Below are 16,712 nucleotides of genomic sequence, written 5' to 3' on the forward strand. Positions count from 1 at the left end.
CCGGGGGGGCGGGGGGGGGGCCGCCGCGCCCCCCCCCCCCGGGGGGGGGGGGGGGGGGGGGGGGGGGGCCGCCCCCGGGGGGGGGGGGGGGGCCCGGGGCCCCCCCCCCCCGGCCCCCCCCGCCCCCCTTCCCCCACGACCAGGGCGCGGGCCCGGCGCGCGGTCACCCCGGCCAGGACTCCCACGACCACGACCCGCCTGCGCGCCGGTGGTAGGCGAGCCGGTTGCTCGCCGCGTCCGTCGCCCCGCGCCAGAACACCATCCGCACCGGTGTGAGGGCGAACCCCGCCCACGTGCTCGGCGGCCCGAGGTCCGTGCCCGCCCGTTCGCGGACGAACGCCGACCAGGCCTCGCGGCGCCGAGCCGGTGTGTCCGCGGCGGACGCGTGGTCGTTGACCCACGCGAGGGCCTGCAGGTACGGCGTCCTGGCCGCGTAGGCCGAACGCGCCTCCTGGTCGGAGACGGGCGCCACGTCGCCGACCACGACGAGCTGGCGGGCGGCCTCCGGCCAGTGCAGGGTCACCGCGGCACGGGGCACCGCCGCGAGTTCGGCTGCCTTCCGGCTCCGCGAGTCGGTGTGGAAGTGCAGGCGTTCCCCGTCGAACAGGGAGAGCAGGACCGTCCGGGCGTCGGGGTAGCCGTCGAGCCCGACGGTCGAGAGGGTCATGGTCGGACCCGGAGCGTCGGCCGCGGCGGGGAGCCACGACGCCGCGAGGGCCAACGGGTCCGTCGGCACGGGCGCATCGTCCACGCCGTCGGACGCCGGGGCGGGCGTGCCCGGGTCGGACACGCCCGCCCCGCGCGGCACGGTCACGAGACCGCAGCGTCGGCGGGGCGGGCCACCGCCGGACGGCTCACCGCCGGGTCGAACCGTGCGATCTCGTGCAGCGACGTCACGGCCTCGGCGACGGAGTGCTCCCACAGGACGGCACCGTACGACGCCGTCGCCCGGCTGGCGTCGCCGACGACCCCGGGAGTCCCGAAGTCGTCGGACAACCACCCGAACGACACCGGTCCGCCGTTGAACGCGATCTTCTCGAAGCCGGCGATGTGCTCCGGCACCCAGCGTTCCGCGAGCGACATGTCGACCAGGTCGGGGCGCAGGTGCAGGATCATCGACGTCTCCGCCGCGCCGCCGTGGATCCCCAGCCCGAGCTCGTCCGCGTCCTCGCCGTCCGGGCCGGGGACGCGAGCGAGGGTCGGCATGAGGAAGGTCTTCAACCCGTAGCGCTTCCGGATCTCACGCAGGGCGACCTGCAGCAGGGCGACGTTGCCGCCGTGCCCGTTGGCGAACACCAGGGTGCCGGCACCGGTGAGGGCGACCGCGCGACCGATCTGCACGGCGGTGTCGAACATCGTGTCGCTGTCGAGCCACACCGTGCCGGGCGCCCAGCTGTGCTCGTCGGACTTCGTGAACGACAGTGTCGGGAGCTGCCAGACGTCCAGCCCCTCGGCGGCGGCCTGCTCGACCGCCGCCCCGCCGATGTGCTCGGCGAGCAGGTGGTCGGTCAGGAGCGGCAGGTGCGGGCCGTGGTGCTCGACGGCTCCGGTGGGCTGCACGACGATCGTGTCCGGCCCGAAGCCCGCAGCGACGGCCGGACCGGACAGTTCCGCGAGCCGACGCGAGCGGACCGTGCCGACCCCGGCGCTCACTTGCCGAACCCCGGGACGACGGGCTGCGCGGACGCGGTGGAGCCACCGCTGACCACGAGCGACGGGTCGATGACGTGCCCGGGGTTGAGCAGGCCCGCGGGATCGGTGCGCTGCTTCAGCGCCACGAGCTCCTCGACGCCGTGGTCGACGTAGTACTGGTGCGGGCTGTGCACCCGGACGCCGAGTTCGCGGAGCACCGGGTAGCCGGCGTAGACGTCCTCGGCCCCGGTGTACGGCGCGGTGAGCATCCCGATCGGTCCGACGTGCGCGGCCTCGATGTGGAGCATGCCGCCGGGGTAGACGGCCTCGACCTCGGCGATCCGGTCGATGAGCGCCTCACCGCCGACCTCGACGTGGAAGTACTCGGTGTCGCTCGTGTTCCGCTTCAGCCACCAGATCGGGTGGTTGTACGACAGCATCGACACCTTCGTGGTCTGCTGCAGGCCCTCGCGGACGTCCAGGACCTCACCGCCGGCGGCTTCGATGCGCGCCCTGGCCTCGTCGAGCACGACGTCGTCGATGATCGCTCGCAGGCTCGCACGGTCGTCGGGGACGGCCAGGTCGGACGGCAGCGTCGCGGCGATCTCGGCGCGGTCGGCGCTCACGAGCCGCGGCACCGGGTCGAGTCCGCGCAGCGTGCGGACGGCGACGAGCGCGTCCTCGAAGGTGGGGAACGCCGCGTAGACGGCACGCCACTCCTGCAGCGGCTCGAGCCGGACGGTGGCGCGGGCGATGACGCCCGCGGTGCCGTAGGTGTGCACGAACGGCTGCGCCTCGTCGCCCTCGACGTGCAGCAGTTCGTCGGCGCCGGGGAGCGCGACGTCGAGCGCCGTGACGAAGCCCTGCCAGTTCGACCCGTGCGCGATCGACCCGGTGCCGCCGGAACCGCCGGACAGGAAGCCGCCGATGGTCGACTGCGCGGTGGACGGGTACATCCAGAGCTGCTGGCCCGTGGCGGCGGCCGCCTGCTCCAGGGCGACCATGGACGCGCCGGCCTCGGCGGTGATCCAGCCGTCGCCGACCTCGACGACGGCGCGTGCCCGCGACGTGTCGAGGACCAGGCCGCCGTGCAGTGGGATGCCCTGGCCGTAGTTGCCGGTGCCCTTCCCGCGGGTGGTGACGGGGACGCCGTGTCGGACCGCGGCCTGCAGGGTCGCGGCGATGTCGTCGGCGCTGGCCGGCGACGCGACGAGGTCGGCGAGGCCGAGGGGCAGCTGCTCGCTGAGGATGGGGCTCATGGTGGCCTCGTCGACGGAGGCGCGGGCCCGCGTGCGCTCGTCGGTGCTCACGCCGCGCTCGCCGAGCAGTGCGACGAGCTCGGCGCGCAGCGCCTCGACGGAGGTGGGGGTGACGGTGGTCATGCTCACTCCTGGTGGGTGGGTGGTGCGGGGACGACGGACTGGGCCCACGCCGCCGGTTCCGGTGCGACGCGCCAGCGGCGGACCGGCCGTGCCGGTGGGGAGAGGCGCGGGGCGGCGTGGCACCGCGCCTCCCGTCCGCTTGTTGGCCCGCTCCCGTTCGACGGGAGCCGACCGGTGTCAGGAACCCAGACCGATGGACTCGTCGAGGAACTCGTTCGTGTACAGGTCGGAGGGCTTCAGGCCGCTCTTGACGTCACCGGTGTCGGCGAAGACGGGCGTCGCCTTCGCGATGAAGTCCTCCATGCGCTGCTCGTCCATCGACCCGATGTAGCCGTCGGTGTCCTTCGCGAGGCCGAGCTGCACCATCTGCGCCGCGGCGAACGCGCCGACCTTCGAGTCGTAGGTCCAGCCGTTGTTGTACTGCTGCACGAGCTTCGTGATGAGGTCGTTCGTGGCCCCCGGGGACTTGAGGTAGTCCACGTCGGCCTGCTGCATGACCGGCACGAGCTTCTGCAGGCACGGCTCGAGCTTCTCCAGGTCACCGGTGCGGACCGACATCGCCTCGGGGTAGGGGTTCCATCCCGTGCTCGAGACGAGCGCGTAGTCGACCTTCTTGCCCCAGGCCGCGACCTGGTTCTGGTAGATGTACGGCTCGGCGGTCGCGAAGCCCTGCTGCGCGTCCTTGCCGCCCGCGGACACGAACTTCGACGGGGTGCCGTCGTAGCTGCCGTCGAGGACCTTCTTCGGCAGGATGCCGGACTGCTCGAGGTAGGTCATGTACGCGGCACCGCTGAAGTAGCGGACGACGCCGCCGTCCTTCTCGAGGGCCGTGCCGAGACTCTTGATGCTGTCGACCTCCGGGTACGTCTTCGGGTCCCACATGATCGACATCGGGGACTGGTCGTTCTCGGCGAACACCGCCGTGGTGGGCAGCTTGCCGGAGAACTGCACCTGCTCGTCCGTGGACATGTACCCGAGGGTGATGTCCTTGTCCTGGTACATCTGCGACGCGACCTTGGTGTACCCGATCGCCGGGCCGCCGGCACGGATCTCGAGCTTGACGCCGGTGCTCTTGCCGTTGGCGTAGAGGTCGCCGGTGACGGTCTTGCCGGAGGAGTCGATCACCGGGTCCGGGCCGAGCATCTGGTAGAGGTGGCCGTGCTCGCCCTCGGGGTTCCAGTCGGTCTGGACGACGACGGTCGCGGGGCACGTGCCGGAGAGGTCGACCTTCGGCCCGGAGGCGGTCGACGAGGTCGCGGCGGTCGTCCCGGTGCTGCCGGACGACCCCGCCGCACAGCCGGTGAGGGCGATGGCGGTGGCGGCGAGGGCGGCGGTGGCGACGCCGAGGCGGGAGGTGGTGCGCATGGAGGCTCCGTTCGTGGTGCGGGTCTCGTGGTGCTGTGGTGGGAAGGGGTGGTGTGGTGGGAAGGGGTGGTGTGGTTCGTCGGGGCGCGTCAGCTGAAGTCGTGCCAGCGGCCGACGGCCAGCCGGCCGATCAGGCCGAACACGAGGAAGACGGCGACGCCGTAGAGCGAGGCGATCAGGATGGTCGCGTACAGCTCGGGGCCCATCAGGCGCGATGCGGTCACCTGGATGAGGACGCCGAGACCGGGGTTGCCGCGCTGGAAGAACTGGTCGCCGACGATCGCCCCGATGACGCTCAGCCCGGCGGAGGTGCGCAGGCCGACGAAGATCGACGGCAGCGCGGCGGGGAACTGCAGCTTGACGAGCTGGGCGAACCGGCCGGCGCGCTGCAGCTGGAACAGCTCACGCTGCGCGCGGTCGGCGGACTGCAGCCCGAACAGCGTGTTCGACACCATCGGGAACAGCGCGATCATCACGGTGACGATCACGCGGCTGACGAACTCGTAGCCGAACAGGGCGCCGATGAGCGGCACGAGGGCGAGGATCGGCACGCACTGCAGCACCACGGCGTACGGGTAGAGCGAGTTCTCGAGCCACTTCGCCTGCGCCATCGCCATCGCCCAAACGACGCCGATCACGATCGCGAAGCCGAGGCCGGTGAGCGAGACGACGGTGGTGCGTCCGAGGGCGGACCAGAGGTCGGAGCCGAACGTGGACGGCGATCCGTCCGGCAGGGTCGGCGCGACGATCGCCTTCGCCACGAGGTGCGGGTACGGCACGAGGAAGGCCAGGCCGCGGACGTGGTCGTAGTACGCGGCTGCCGCGTACCAGATGCCGACGAGCACGGCGAGGACGACGACGGGCTGCCACCAGGCGATGCCGCGGCGAGCCCGAGGAGCGGCACGACGGGCGGCGGCCCGGACCGCGCGGGTCTCGGCGGCCTCCTGCAGGGTGACCATCAGCGGTGTCCTTCCCGGAGCGCGTGCGAGACCTCGCCGACCAGTTCGGCGAACTCGGGTGTGAAGCGGATGTCGGGGTCGCGGGGCATCGGGAACGGCACGTCGAACCGGCCGACGATGGTGCCGGGGCGTCCGGACATCACGATCACCTCGGTGGAGAGGTACACGGCCTCGGACACGGAGTGCGTGATGAAGAGTCCGGCGAACTGCTGTTCGACGAACAGCCGGAGGAGCTCGTCGTTGAGGCGTTCGCGGGTGATCTCGTCGAGGGCGCCGAACGGCTCGTCGAACAGGAAGAGCTCCGGGTCGAGGGTGAGCGACCGGGCGAGCGAGACCCGCATCCGCATGCCGCCGGACAGCTGCTTCGGCAGGTTCGTCTCGAAGCCGTTCAGGCCGACGAGGTCGATGGCGTGGGCGGCCTTGGCGGCCCGCTCGGCCTTCGACACGTGTCCGAGCTCGGCGAGCAGTTCGACGTTGCCCTGCACGGTGCGCCAGGGCAGGAGCGTGGCGTCCTGGAAGACGTAGCCGATGCGGTCGGCCGCGACACCGGCCGACCCGTCCGACGCCGTCTCGAGGCCGGAGGCGATGCGGAGCAGCGTGGACTTGCCGCAGCCGGACGGGCCGACGACCGAGACGAACTGACCACGGTCCACGGTGAGGTCGACGCCCTGCAGGGCGATGGTGCCGTTCGGGAAGGTCATCTCGACGTTGCGGAAGTCGAGCAGCGTGTCCGTCGTGGCGACGGGTGGCGGGGCGGTGGTGGTCACGATCACCTCGGGTTCTCGGTGCGGGCGGGAAGTGGGGTCAGGCGGGGACGGCGGCCGCGGCCGGTGCGGCGACGATCCGTCGCACCTCGGTGCGGGCGACGAGTCGCCCGCGGGACAGGACGATGCGGTCGGCGGGGGCGTTCGCGACGGCGTCGGTGACGCTCGTCGCGGCCACGGCGAGCAGGTCGGCGCGCCGCCCGGGGACGGGACCGGCGGCCGGGAGGCCCATCACGCTCCGGGCGGTGTCGCTCACCATCGCGTACGCCTGGTCCGGCGTGACGTGGCCGGCGGAGACGAGCAGCGATGCGGTCTCGAAGGCATCGCTCCGGCCGACCGGGTTGAAGGGGTCGCGGACGTTGTCCGCGCCTGCGGCGACGCGCACGCCGGCGTCGAGGAGCGCGTGGATGGCGGTCAGTCCCCGCGGCGTGGCGACCGGGTGCTGCCAGCCCTGCAGGTACAGGTTCGTGATCGGGAGCGTGATCACCCCGAGGTCGGCTGCGGCCACGTCGGCGACGACCTCGGCGAGTCGCTCCGGCCCCAGGGTGCCGAGCCGGACGCAGTGCCCGGCGGAGTACTGCCGGTCCCGCCGCAGCGAGCGGGACGCCCGGGCGTAGTGGTCGAGGGTCACCGGACCGTCGAGGCTCTCGTCGGCGTGCAGGTCGACCCCGATGCCCCGTCGGCGGGCGATGGCGAGGAGTCGGTCGACGTCGGCGAGGGGGTCCTCGGCGAGGTGCGGTGCGCCGCCGACCAGGTCCACGCCGAGGTCGAGCACCGCCTCGACGTGCTCGTCGGGGGCGAGCGGGCCGGCGAGGGCGACGAGCTCGATGTCCATCAGGCCGGCGAGTTCGTCGCGGACCTGCACGAGGGCACGGGCGCCGCGCAGAGCCTGCTCCGTGGTGGCGGGCCGGTCGGCCGCGCTGTGCCGGCCGCTGAGCACGTCGACGTGGCTCCGGACGGCCGTGGTGCCGGCGGCGAGCAGCGTGAGGGCGGCGGTCCGGGCACGGTCGGCGATGTCCTCGACGGTCATGGTCGTCGCGTGCGCGGTCCACGAGGCGATCGCGGCGCCGAGGTCCCCGAGCGGCGGCCGGATGGCGTCGGCGCTGAGGGCCTTGTCGAGGTGGGCGTGCGGTTCTGCCGGTGCGGTCAGGAGCAGCCGGCCGCCGAGGTCGATCGTCTCCTCCGCCGGGGCCGCGAGGGTGCCGGCCGGTGCCACGGTCGAGACGGTCGCGCCGTCGATCGCGACGTCGACCGAGCGGCCGTCCGGCAGCAGCGCGGAGCGCAGGAGGGCGATCGGGCGGGGCACTGACGAGTCCATCCGGAGCCTCTCGATCGTGTGTGAGAATGTTGATCGCATCAACATCTCCGATGCTAGGGCTGCGGTGTTTCCCTCTCGTTTCGAGGCGGTTGCCGTGTGTGACGCCCGACCCGACGTCACCGGGAGCGGGAACGAGCGTTCCGTCCGACCGGTCGGGATGGCCCAACCGAGGACGAGAGGAGTCCGCGTGAGCACCGGCACCACCACCGAGACCGACCGCGTCGTCGACGATCAGACCCAGCGGATCGGTGCGCACATCCGTGCCCGCCGACGCGCCGCACGACTGACGCTCGTCCAGGTCGCCGAGCTGACCGGTCTGTCGCACCCGTTCCTCAGCCAGGTCGAGCGCGGGCACTCCCGCGCCAGCATGGTGTCCCTGGAGAAGATCGCCACGGCGCTCGGGACGACCCAGGTCGAACTGCTCGCCGCCGGTGCCCCCGAGCGCCCGGGGCACGACGTCCGCCTGCCCGAGGTGATCCGTGCCGGCGAGGGCGCCCGCGGACCGTTCTCGAGCGGCGAGGCCCGGCTGCTCGTGCACGCGGGCCCGCACGCGTTCGAGCCGCTGGAGTGGGTCGGCGACAACACGGACCTCGGCGAGTACTTCGAGCACCACGAGGACGAGTTCCTCACCGTGCTCGCCGGCCGCGTGCACCTCGACCTGCGCGGACGGGAACCACTCGACCTCGGACCCGGCGACTCGGCGTACTACCGCGGCGGCACCGGCCACCGGTGGTGCAGCGCGGACGGCACCCGCTTCCACATGATCGTGGTCAAGGAGACCCCGCGCGCCGGAGCGATCGCGTGAGCGCCGTGCCGGAGCGGCGGCGGGTGCGCGTCGCCGCCCGCCACGAGGTCGCCACGGACGTCGTCGCACTCGACCTGGCCCCGGTCGACGGTCCGGCGTTGCCGGACTGGGAACCCGGAGCGCACGTCGACCTCGAGGTCTCCCCCGGGACCGAGCGGCAGTACTCGCTCGTCACGACGACGGTCGACGGGCACTGGCGCATCGCCGTGCTCCGCGAGCCAGACGGCCGCGGCGGATCGGTCGCCGTGCACGAGGGCCTGGCGGTCGGCGACGAGGTCACGGTGGCCGGACCGCGGAACCACTTCGGCCACGACCCGGCACGCCCCGCGGTCTTCGTCGCCGGGGGCATCGGGATCACGCCGATCCGGTCGATGATCGCCGCCGCCGAACGCGCCGGAACCCCGTGGGAGCTCCACTACGCGGGGCGGTCCCGCGACCGCATGGCGTTCGTGCACGAGCTCGTCGCGGCGCACCCCGACCGGGTCGTCGTGGCCGCGGCCGACGAGGGCGTCCGGCTCGACGTCGACGCGCTCCTCGCCGCACCGCGCGACGCGGTCGTGTACTGCTGCGGGCCGCGCGGGCTCATGGACGCGGTCGAGGCCGCTGCCGCGCACTGGCCGGCGGGCAGCGTCCGCGTCGAGCGCTTCGAGGCCGCCGCGGACGTCGACGCCCCCGGCGAGGCCTTCGAGGTCGAGCTCACGGTCACCGGCGTCACCGTGACGGTCCCCGCCGACCGGACCCTGCTCGAGGTCGCGGAGGACGCCGGCGCATTCGTGCTCTCGTCCTGCCGGGAGGGCACGTGCGGCACCTGCGAGACCCCCGTGCTCGAGGGCGCGGTCGAGCACCGGGACACCGTGCTCAGCCCGGAGGAGCAGGCCGACGACCGCACCATGATGGTCTGCGTGTCCCGCGCCCGGCGCGGCTGCCCGCGACTGGTGCTGGAACTCTGACCGGACGGACTACGGACGCTCCGTGCCGTCGAGTGTGCCGCCGGTGAGCGCGGACAGGCGCTCCAGCCCCGCTTCGGCCACGAGCTGCCGAGCGAGCGGACGCGCCCGTTCGACCGCCTCACGCACGTCCACCCGGGTGACGTCGCCGTCCGCGACGCTCAGCTCCCCGTCCACCCAGACGTCGCGGACCTCGCGACTGCCGGCGACGAAGACCACCGCCTGGTAGGGGTCGTGGACGTTGGCGAGGGTCGGGGAGTCGCCGTCGAGGACGACCAGGTCCGCGCGCTTGCCCGGCTCCAGCGAGCCGATCTCGTCCTCCATGCGCAGGGCACGGGCACCGCCGATCGTGCCCATCTCGAAGGCCTCGCGGGCGCTCATCGCGGTGGCCTGCAGGTCCCGCACCCGGGCGAGCAGCGCGGCCGTCTTCATCGCCTGCAGGAAGTCCTGGGAGTCGTTCGACGCCGGGCCGTCGACCCCGATGCCCACCGGGACCCCCAGCGCACGGAGTTCCGCGATCGGGGCGATGCCGCTGGCGAGGATCCCGTTCGCGACCGGGTTGTGGGCCACGCCGACGCCGTTGGCCGCGTACCGTTCCCGGTCCTCGCGGTCCACCCAGACGCTGTGTGCGGCGATCACCGGGACCTGGAACATGCCCGTCGCCTCGGCGTGCCCGATGGCCGTCCGTCCGGTGCGCTGCCGGGCCGCGGTGACCTCCTCGCGCACCTCGTGGAAGTGCACGTGCACGCCGTGGCCGCCGGCGACCGCGTAGTCGACGTGCTCCTGCCAGGTGTCGTCCGTGTACCGCCCGATCGACGAGACACCGACCCGGAACGTGCTGTACCGGCTGGCGGCAGCGGCCTCGCGCAGGGCCTCGAACTCCTCCAGGATGGGCGTCGCGCCGAAGTCGCGGTCGACGTCGCCGGAACCGAACGACACGACCCCGCGCAGCCCGAGTTCCTCGAGCGCCTGCACCACACCGGGCGTCGCCGGTTCGTCCGGCACCGGGTCGGCGCAGAACATGTCGTTCGCCGTCGTCACCCCGCTGCGGAGCAGCTGGATGCCCTGCAGCACCGTGCCCGCGTGGGCCTTGTCCCGGGTCATCACCGGGTTGACGCGCCCGATCAACGCCGTGAGCCACTCCCACAACGTGTACTGCGAACCGATCCCGGTGATGAGCCCCTCGCTGAAGTGGCCGTGGGTGTTCACGAAGCCGGGCGTGACGACGTCGTACGCACCGCCGCGGACCGGTGCGTCCGGGTGGGCCGCGGCGAGGTCGGCGTACGTGCCGACGGCGGCGATCCGGTCGCCGTCGAGGAGTACGGCTCCGTCGCGGATCGCGGCGGGCGTGGCGGCGCCGTCGGGTGCTGCGGTCAGCACCCAGCCGGCGCGGATCAGGGTCTGCGTCATGGGGCGAACCTACGGTCCGCGTGTTCCCCGGGTGTTTCCGCCCGGTCACGGGCCGGAAACAGGGGACTGCTAGAAACACCACCATGCTGACCGTCACCGGTGCCCTCCGCGTCCTCGTCGACCCCCGGACCGAACGGGAGGGCGACGTCGTCGTCGACGACGACAGCCGCCGCGCCACCACCCTCGACGCATCCGGGTGCGTCGTCACGGCCGGCCTCGTCAACGCGCACCACCACCTCCTCCAGACCGCGTTCCGCACCCTGCCCGGGACCCGCGGCGTGCCGATGGCGGACTGGCTCCCGACCATGGCCGCGGCGTACGGACGGGTGGGGCACGATCCCGAGCTGTACGCACTGGCGGCGTCCGCCGGAGCCGCGGAGGGCCTCCTGTCCGGCGTCACGACGATCGCCGACCACCACCTGAACTGGCCCGCCGAGGCGACCACGGACGACACCGTCGCGCTCGCCGCGGCCACCGTGGGCGCGGTCCGCGGGCTCGGCGGGCGACTCGTCTTCGTCCGCGGCTCGGCGCGGGACGACCCGGACCGCGCGGCGGCATCGGCGGACGCGATCGCGTCGCGGCTGCTGCACGACGACGCCGTCGGCGGCGTGGACCCGGACGGTGGGTTCCAGGTCGCCGTCGGCCCGGCGGGCGTGCACTCCGACGGCGAGGCGACCTTCCGGGCGCTCGGCGAGGTGGCGGCGCGGCACGGACTCCGCCGGCGGACCCAGGCCAACGAACAGGTCGACACCGCGATCGCGCTCGATCGCTACGGCCGTCGTCCGCTCGACCTGCTCGAGGAGTGGGGGTGGCTCGCACCGGACGTCACGATCGCGCACCTCTGCGACGTCACCGACGACGAGATCGCCCGGCTCGCGGCAGCAGGCGTCACCGCCACGCACGCCCCCGGGTGCGACGTGCCGATGGGGTGGGGCATCGCTCCCGTCGCACGGCTCGCCGCGGCGGGGGTCCCGGTCGGCCTCGGCACGAGCGGCGGCGGCAGCAACGACGCCGGACACCTGCTCGCGGACGCCCGGCTGGCCATGCAGGTGTCGGCACTCGTCGGGCCACAGCTGCCGGCGCGGCAGGTGCTCGGCGCGGCGACCGAGGGTTCCGCGGCGGGGCTCGGACGCCCGGAGCTCGGGCACCTCGGCGACGGGAGCGCGGGCGACCTGTGCGTGTGGGACGTCTCCGGGGTGGCGGACGCGGGCGTCGCCGACCCCGTCGCGGGACTGCTCTGGGCCGCTCCCGGGCGGCGGCCCCGACACGTCGTCGTGGGTGGACGCGTGGTGGTCCGCGACGGGGAGCTCGTCGCGGCGGACGAGCGGGAGATCGCGGCGCGACTGGCCGAGCGGTTGGCCCGGACACCCGCCGTCGTCTGACCGGATCGCGCGCCGCCGGCTCAGCTCGTGGACACCGCCCGGCGGTGGATGGGACCGGCACCGTCGACGAGCGCGCCGCCGCCGGCACCGGTCCGGACCGCGATCACCTCGGCCATGATCGCGACCGCCATCTCGGCCGGCGTCGTCGCACCGATGTCGAGCCCGATCGGGGACCGCAGCCGGTCGGTGTCCGGTGTCCCGAGCGCGCGCAGCTCCGCCATCCGGCGTGCGTTCGTCGTGCGGGAGCCCATCGCCCCGACGTACCCGGCACCACGTCGAAGGGCCGAGTCGACCACGGCGGCGTCGAACCGGTCGTCGTGCGAGAGCACCACGACGGCGGTGGTCGCGTCCACCGGCAACGCCTCGACCACACGCGTCGGCCAGCCCACGATGCGTTCGTCGGCGGCCGGGAAGCGCTCGTCGGTCAGGAACACCGGCCGCGGGTCGACGACCGTCACGGCGTAGCCGAGCACCGCGGCCGCGTTCGTGAGGGCCACGGCGAACTCGACGGCGCCCACCACGATGCACCGCGGCCGGACGTCGGCGCGCTCCACGAAGAGCCGGCCGCCGCAGCCGTCGGGGACGTGCACGACCGCGCCGAGCGTCGACGGGTCGAGCGAGAGGCCGAGCGACGTCGGCACCCCGGACGCCGCGCGCCGGAGCGCGTCCACGACGTCGGCGTCGTCGGGACGGACGCGACGGACCAGGACCTCGACGCGACCACCGCAGCGGAGCGCCGGTGCCCACATCGCGTCGACGTCGTCCGGGTCGTCGTCGAACCCGAAGCGTTCGAGCACCGCCTCGCCGGTCTCGAGGACCTGTTCCGCCGTGTCGAACAGCGCCCCCTCGACGCACCCGCCGGAGATCGTGCCGACGACCTGACCGCCGGGCAGGACGGCCATCGACGAGCCGACGCCGGTCGGCGCGCTGCCCGTCATCGCGACGGCCGTCGCGACGGCCACGGGGTCCCCCGCGTCGAGGGCGGCCAGGAGGCGCGGTGCCAGTTCGAACATCACGCACCCCCGGCGTCGGTCGCGTCCTGGAGCATCGCCCAGACCCGGTCGCGCGTCATCGGCAACCGGTGGGGGCGCACGCCGACGGCGTCGCGCACCGCGTTCGCGACGGCGGGCGCGACCGGGTTGTACGGCGCCTCGCTCATCGACTTCGCGCCGAGGGGGCCGAGCGGGTCGTGCGTGTCGGCGAAGCGCACCTCGGTGCGGGGCACGTCGGAGATCTTCGGCACCCGGTACGCCCGGAACGCGTCGGTCGTCACCCGACCGGTCTCGTCCAGCACGACCTCCTCGTACAGCGCCGAGCCGATCGCCTGCGCGGCGCCGCCCTCCACCTGGCCGCGGAGCTGCTCCGGGTTCAGGACGGTGCCGGCGTCCACCGCCTGCACGCTGTGCAGCACGCGGACCTCGCCCGTCGGCCGGTGCACCGCCACCCGGGCGCCGTGCACGGTGAACGCAAGCGACCGTGGCGTGCCATCGTGGCTGCCGTGCGCGACGAGCGGGCCGTCGGCGAGCAACTCGGCGTGCCCGACGAGCTCCTCGCCGACGCGGACGCCGTCCGGCCCGACCGAGACCGCCGGCCCGAGCGGCCCCGAGGCGGTCCGGGGCGTCCGGGCGGCGACGATCCCGAGGGCGCGCCCGGTCATGTCCTCCCGGAGCGCCTGTGCCGCGGCGTACAGCGCCTTGCCGGCGACGACGACCCCCGCGGACCCGAACGCCCCCGTGTCGTGCCGCGCCGCGTCGGTGTCCGACTGGTGCACGTCGACCCGGTCCGTGGTGGTGCCGAGGGCGGTGGCGACGAGCTGCGTGTGCACCGTCGTGGTCCCGTTGCCGAACTCGGCCGTGCCGACGCCGATGCGGTACCGGCCCGCCGCGGTGGCCTCGACCGACACGTGCGCGTGGTGCCCGCGCGGCGGCATCGTGGCGATCGCCGCGAGGGCGACCCCGGTGCCGAACGCCCAGTCCCCGGAGTCGTCCAGCGGCGGCCCGTCCATGCGTGGGACCTCGGGTACCGGCGCGCGGAGGGCGTCCTCCACCAGGTCGATGCACTGGTCGAGTCCGTAGCTGCCCTCCCAGCGCAGGTCGTCCTGCTCGTCCGGGTCCGTGACCACGAGGGGGTCTCCGGGGACCACGACGTTCCGCCGCCGCAGGTCGAGCGGGTCGATGCCGAGCTCCCGGGCGAGCTCGTCCATGGCGGACTCGATCGCGAACACGACCTGGCCGAGCCCGTACCCGCGGAACGCCCCGGACGGCAGGTTGTTCGTGTACACGGACTCCGCGTCCACGCGCTTCGACGGGCACCGGTAGACGGCGACGGACTCGCTGACGGAGTGGAACATGACCCCGATCCCGTGGTTGCCGTACGCGCCGGTGTCCATGGTCTGGTCGACGTGCAGTGCCGTCAGGTGTCCCGCGGCGTCGGCACCGAGCCGGACCCGCACGCGCATCGGGTGCCGGGTCGGGGCGATCGTGAACTCGTCACGCCGGCTGAACTCGTACTGCACCGCGCGACCGGTCCGCAGCACCGCGAGGGTGACCAGGTCCTCGGTCAGCAACTCCTGCTTCCCGCCGAACCCACCGCCGACGCGCTTCGCGACCACGCGGACACGGCTCGGGTCGAGGCCGAACACGTGCGCGATCTCGTCCCGCACCAGGAACGGGACCTGGGTCGCGGTCCGGAGCACGAGCCGCCCGTCCCGGTCGACGGACCCGCGGGTCGCGTGGGTCTCGAGCGCGGCGTGCGAGACGCGGCCCGTCGTCCAGGTGCCCTCGACGGTGGCCGCGGCCGTCGCCAGGGCCCCGTCGACGTCGCCCGTCTCGCCGTGCAGGGCGGCGACCACGTTGCGGCCCGGCTCGGCGATCCGGTGCTCCTCCGTCGTCTTGTCGGCGTGCAGGAGCGGAGCGCCGACGGCACGGGCCGCGTCCGGGTCGTGCACGCTCGGCAGCACCTCGTAGCGCACCCGCACGAGGGCGCAGGCCTGCTCGGCGACCCGGACGCTGTCGGCGACGACGGCGGCCACGCGCTGCCCACGGAAACGGAGCACCCGGTCGAGCACCCGGGTGTCGTCCGGGTCGTCCAGGCGGGACTCGTGCCGACCCGTGGAGAACAGCACGCCGGGGTCGTCGTGGTGGGTGAGGACGGCGTGCACGCCCGGCAGGGCTTCGGCCTCCGTCGTGTCGATCGACACGATGCGGGCGTGCGGGTGCGGGCTGCCGAGGACCGCGAGGTGCAGCAGCCCCTCCGTCCGCCGCACGTCGAGCGTGTACTCCTCGCGTCCGGTCACGATCGCCATCGCGGCCGGGGCGGCGACCGACGTGCCGATCGCCTGACCGGCCGCCGCGCAGGCCGTGTTCGCGACCCCGTCCAGGGCGTCCTCGATCGCCCGGTACCCGGTGCACCGGCAGAGGTTGCCCTTCAACGCACGGTGCCGGTCGGCCAGGGCGTCCTCGTCGAGCGTGGACGCCGTGACGACGTACCCGGCGGTGCAGAAGCCGCACTGGAAGCCCGGGGCCTCGGCGAACGCGCGCTGCACGGGGTGCGGGTCCTCCGGCGTGCCGAGCCCGGCTGCCGTGGTGACGGCACGACCCGCCATCCGGTGCGCCGGCGTGATGCAGGAGTGGACCGGCACACCGTCGACGAGCACCGAGCACGCACCGCAGTCGCCCGCGTCGCAGCCCTTCTTCACGGACGTCACACCGTGCTCGCGGAGCAGGGTGCGGAGGACCTGACCGGGCTGCGGTTCGGCGTCCACCGTCGCGCCGTCGACCTCGAACCTCATGCCGCACCGCCCGTCGTCCCGAGCGCCTCGGCGACGAGCTCCGCCGCGAACCGCCGGGTCACCGCGCGCCGCCAGTCGGGGGAACCGTGCGGGTCGTCGTACCAGGCGTCGTGGGCCGCCAGCCGCGCATCGACCTCCGCGGCGGTCGGGACCCCTGGGTGACGGAGCACGAGCGGCCGCGGGGTCGCCCCGGTCACGACGAGGACGAATCCCGACGCCGACCACCGCGCCGTGACCAGCGCGCCGGTCCGGCCGTGCGGGCTGAGGGACACCCGGCGGAACCCGGTGTGTGCCACGAGGGCCGCTCGTGGCACGTCGAACGCCCGGATGACCTCACCCGGCGCGAGGTCGGTCGTCCGCGGCCCGGTGACCAGGTCCGCCACCGGGATCCGGCGCTCCCCGCCGTCCGGCGTCCAGACCTCCGCGATCGCGTCGAGCGTCACGAGCAGCGCGGTGATCGCCCCCGCCGGCAGGGCGACTGCGACGTTGCCGCCGACCGTCGCCTGGTTCCACACCTTGAACGACGCCAGCAACGCGTTGGCGCACCGGTCGACGAGGGGCCAGGCACGCCAGTCGTCCTCGGGCGCCACACGCAGCAGCGACGCGATCGTGCACGTCGCGGCGATCCGGAGCCCTCCGGCGCTGCGCTCGGTGTCGCGCCACCCCAGTGCCGTGAGGTCGACGAGCCCGGTCAGACCCCGCTGCTCCTCCGAGTACAGCCAGGTGCCGCCGGCGAGGGGGTGCTCACCGGGACCGAAGGAGAGGTCGTCGCGGTGCGACGGTGTCCGCACGGTGCGGACGGAGACGAGGTCCATTGCAGGGTCCGATCGGGATGGGGGAACGGGTGGCGGTGGCGCCGTCGGACCGTCGTCCGTGCGCGATCATCCCGCGGTTCCACGCCGAGGACCGCCGGGGTGCGGATGTGTGCGCCACGGGGCCCTCCTCGATCGGGTGCGTC

Annotated in this window: 14 protein-coding genes; 3 read left to right on the top strand and 11 right to left on the bottom strand. The window is 74.0% G+C overall.

All coding sequences use genetic code 11. The features are described from left to right. Positions 1–163: 163 nt before the first annotated feature. The 7 genes from ACVKXF_RS17305 to ACVKXF_RS17335 form a co-directional block, all read right to left on the bottom strand. Complete coding sequence (locus tag ACVKXF_RS17305) at positions 164–814, bottom strand: pyridoxine/pyridoxamine 5'-phosphate oxidase (protein ID WP_456796463.1); 651 nt, start codon at positions 812–814, stop codon at positions 164–166. After that, positions 811–1,653 (bottom strand): creatininase family protein, encoded by an 843-nt coding sequence (locus ACVKXF_RS17310; protein WP_123313201.1) that lies wholly within the window; start codon positions 1,651–1,653, stop codon positions 811–813. Before ACVKXF_RS17310 ends, ACVKXF_RS17305 begins: the two co-directional genes overlap by 4 nt. Further along, a complete protein-coding gene (locus tag ACVKXF_RS17315; protein WP_456796464.1) occupies positions 1,650–3,014 on the bottom strand; it encodes an FAD-binding oxidoreductase in 1,365 nt (454 codons plus the stop codon). The genes ACVKXF_RS17310 and ACVKXF_RS17315 overlap by 4 nt, the downstream gene beginning before the upstream one ends. A 177-nt stretch (positions 3,015–3,191) precedes the next feature. Continuing rightward, positions 3,192–4,379 carry an ABC transporter substrate-binding protein gene (locus tag ACVKXF_RS17320; protein ID WP_456796465.1) on the bottom strand — a complete coding sequence of 396 codons (1,188 nt, stop codon included), beginning with the start codon at positions 4,377–4,379 and terminating at the stop codon, positions 3,192–3,194. Positions 4,380–4,468: 89 nt separating this feature from the next. Then, positions 4,469–5,338: an ABC transporter permease gene (locus ACVKXF_RS17325; RefSeq protein ID WP_111084891.1), complete on the bottom strand. Its 870-nt coding sequence runs from the start codon at positions 5,336–5,338 to the stop codon at positions 4,469–4,471. After that, entirely contained in the window at positions 5,338–6,105 is a 768-nt protein-coding gene (locus tag ACVKXF_RS17330) for an ABC transporter ATP-binding protein (protein WP_456796466.1), read from the bottom strand. The genes ACVKXF_RS17325 and ACVKXF_RS17330 overlap by 1 nt, the downstream gene beginning before the upstream one ends. Positions 6,106–6,142: 37 nt before the next feature. After that, positions 6,143–7,420 (bottom strand): amidohydrolase family protein, encoded by a 1,278-nt coding sequence (locus ACVKXF_RS17335; protein WP_456796467.1) that lies wholly within the window; start codon positions 7,418–7,420, stop codon positions 6,143–6,145. Between the two features lie 187 nt (positions 7,421–7,607). Here ACVKXF_RS17335 and ACVKXF_RS17340 point away from each other — a divergent pair, with 187 nt between their 5' ends. Both ACVKXF_RS17340 and ACVKXF_RS17345 read left to right on the top strand, forming a co-directional pair. After that, positions 7,608–8,225 carry a helix-turn-helix domain-containing protein gene (locus ACVKXF_RS17340; RefSeq protein WP_456796468.1) on the top strand — a complete coding sequence of 206 codons (618 nt, stop codon included), beginning with the start codon at positions 7,608–7,610 and terminating at the stop codon, positions 8,223–8,225. Further along, positions 8,222–9,175: a PDR/VanB family oxidoreductase gene (locus tag ACVKXF_RS17345; RefSeq protein ID WP_456796469.1), complete on the top strand. Its 954-nt coding sequence runs from the start codon at positions 8,222–8,224 to the stop codon at positions 9,173–9,175. Before ACVKXF_RS17340 ends, ACVKXF_RS17345 begins: the two co-directional genes overlap by 4 nt. Before the next feature lie 9 nt (positions 9,176–9,184). Here ACVKXF_RS17345 and ACVKXF_RS17350 read toward each other — a convergent pair whose 3' ends face one another. Then, entirely contained in the window at positions 9,185–10,582 is a 1,398-nt protein-coding gene (locus ACVKXF_RS17350) for an amidohydrolase family protein (RefSeq protein WP_123313195.1), read from the bottom strand. Between the two features lie 83 nt (positions 10,583–10,665). Between ACVKXF_RS17350 and ACVKXF_RS17355 the strand changes: the two genes are divergently transcribed. After that, entirely contained in the window at positions 10,666–11,964 is a 1,299-nt protein-coding gene (locus tag ACVKXF_RS17355; RefSeq protein WP_456796470.1) for an amidohydrolase family protein, read from the top strand. Between the two features lie 20 nt (positions 11,965–11,984). Here ACVKXF_RS17355 and ACVKXF_RS17360 read toward each other — a convergent pair whose 3' ends face one another. From ACVKXF_RS17360 to ACVKXF_RS17370, 3 genes are read right to left on the bottom strand one after another with little or no spacing between them, the layout of a single operon-like run. After that, entirely contained in the window at positions 11,985–12,977 is a 993-nt protein-coding gene (locus ACVKXF_RS17360; RefSeq protein ID WP_456796471.1) for an XdhC family protein, read from the bottom strand. After that, positions 12,977–15,754 (bottom strand): molybdopterin-dependent oxidoreductase, encoded by a 2,778-nt coding sequence (locus ACVKXF_RS17365; RefSeq protein ID WP_456796472.1) that lies wholly within the window; start codon positions 15,752–15,754, stop codon positions 12,977–12,979. The genes ACVKXF_RS17360 and ACVKXF_RS17365 overlap by 1 nt, the downstream gene beginning before the upstream one ends. Further along, positions 15,751–16,569, bottom strand: a complete 819-nt coding sequence (locus ACVKXF_RS17370; protein ID WP_456796473.1) for an FAD binding domain-containing protein — start codon at positions 16,567–16,569, stop codon at positions 15,751–15,753. Before ACVKXF_RS17370 ends, ACVKXF_RS17365 begins: the two co-directional genes overlap by 4 nt. Positions 16,570–16,712: the final 143 nt, after the last annotated feature.

Source organism: Curtobacterium sp. PvP017 (assembly GCF_054060195.1).

Excerpts from the sequence above, each read along its gene's own strand:
- ACVKXF_RS17325 (WP_111084891.1), bottom strand. The coding sequence starts at position 5,338 with ATGGTCACCCTGCAGGAGGCCGCCGAGACCCGCGCGGTCCGGGCCGCC.
- ACVKXF_RS17320 (WP_456796465.1), bottom strand. The coding sequence starts at position 4,379 with ATGCGCACCACCTCCCGCCTCGGCGTCGCCACCGCCGCCCTCGCCGCC.
- ACVKXF_RS17315 (WP_456796464.1), bottom strand. The coding sequence starts at position 3,014 with ATGACCACCGTCACCCCCACCTCCGTCGAGGCGCTGCGCGCCGAGCTC.
- ACVKXF_RS17355 (WP_456796470.1), top strand. The coding sequence starts at position 10,666 with ATGCTGACCGTCACCGGTGCCCTCCGCGTCCTCGTCGACCCCCGGACC.
- ACVKXF_RS17370 (WP_456796473.1), bottom strand. The coding sequence starts at position 16,569 with ATGGACCTCGTCTCCGTCCGCACCGTGCGGACACCGTCGCACCGCGAC.
- ACVKXF_RS17350 (WP_123313195.1), bottom strand. The coding sequence starts at position 10,582 with ATGACGCAGACCCTGATCCGCGCCGGCTGGGTGCTGACCGCAGCACCC.
- ACVKXF_RS17365 (WP_456796472.1), bottom strand. The coding sequence starts at position 15,754 with ATGAGGTTCGAGGTCGACGGCGCGACGGTGGACGCCGAACCGCAGCCC.
- ACVKXF_RS17335 (WP_456796467.1), bottom strand. The coding sequence starts at position 7,420 with ATGGACTCGTCAGTGCCCCGCCCGATCGCCCTCCTGCGCTCCGCGCTG.
- ACVKXF_RS17360 (WP_456796471.1), bottom strand. The coding sequence starts at position 12,977 with ATGTTCGAACTGGCACCGCGCCTCCTGGCCGCCCTCGACGCGGGGGAC.